At 51.5% G+C, this 1,123-nt stretch carries 2 protein-coding genes; both read right to left on the bottom strand.

Going from position 1 to position 1,123, the window contains the following annotated elements; genetic code table 11:
• On the bottom strand, positions 1-150 hold a 150-nt coding region (locus BHE89_RS18265; protein ID WP_128860703.1), incomplete at its 3' end, for a 2Fe-2S iron-sulfur cluster-binding protein.
• A 65-nt stretch (positions 151-215) separates the two neighbouring features.
• Positions 216-1,123 (bottom strand): DNA adenine modification methylase (locus BHE89_RS18260; RefSeq protein ID WP_286146283.1); only part of this gene is annotated, 908 nt, incomplete at its 5' end.

Here is a 1,123-nt window from a genome sequence, read left to right as displayed (position 1 = left end):
GGGGATCTCGTCATAGGCCACTTGACCTTTGAGAAGACGAACCCGGCACATGCCACAAAAGCCACTGCGACAATGCGTTTCAACAGTGAGGCCTTTATTTTCGATTTGTTCCAGCAGAACATTGTTGCTGGCTTGAAGTTGTACGTTCATGGTCACGCTCCTTTGTTGTTGATGAGCGCGACCAATCCCCTCCGGGATGTCACGCCCCGGTTGGGCTACTCAGCAAGTGCATAGACACCTACCTCGATGCGAATAAAGAACCTGGCATCTTGAAGAACTTGCCTGACCTTTGCTTGCCAGTGGTTGTTCTCTCGATGCTTTGCGTAGGGTTCAATCTCTTTGTAAATCTGCTCCAGCTTCAACGTTTTCCCCTGTAGGGTTCGGCGTATTGCAGCTTTCCACGTAGTCGAAACCATATTGGTTGCTCGACGGTGTACGGCAGCAAGAAGACAGAGCGATGAGGCAACGTCGTTACGACGAAACACCAACAGCTTTTCATGGGCGATACGCACCAGCTTCCCGGAATACTGAGTTCGGTCACTCACACAGTTGTGCTGTGTTTTGATGATCTCATCCACCAGCTTCCCAGGTGCGATACGTTCCACAAGGCTGGACAGGTTGAAATAATCCCCATCGCGCCTCAGGTTTCCCATGAGGATTCCGTAATGCCCTCCTCGCTCACAGGCGTCATGAATATTCATAACGGCCAGCTCAAGGGCTTCAACGAACTCAGGCAAATTCATGCGGCTCATATCCCATTTGTTGGGCTCGCCCCACTGCTTACCTGAATACTGGATCATGTCCCAGTAAGGAGGGTGCCACCAGATCAGGTGTGCAGGCTCTCCGAGGAACGAAAGGAAGTCATCCCGCAACAGGTTGAACCCCTGATGCAAGTCTGTCCCTTTGAAACGGACACCAAGTTCATTGGCAACGTCGATGCTAGAGCCACCCCCAACACTTGGGTCTGCCACCAGCCCGTTCGGCTTTCTCATGTAAGACTCAATGAAGTCTTTAACGATAAAGCCCGAGCAGTTGCCTCGGTACTTGTTGTTTCCGTAAGGCCCCCTGTTTTCGTAGGAGCATACTGATGATTTGAACATGGCGTCCTCCATCATAGATGGGG

The organism is Shigella sp. FC1967 (assembly GCF_001743005.1).
In the GTDB taxonomy this organism is placed as follows: Bacteria; Pseudomonadota; Gammaproteobacteria; order Enterobacterales; family Enterobacteriaceae; genus Proteus.
Note: the sequence above shows the minus strand (reverse complement) of the source record. Positions and strands in the feature narration are given on the sequence as shown.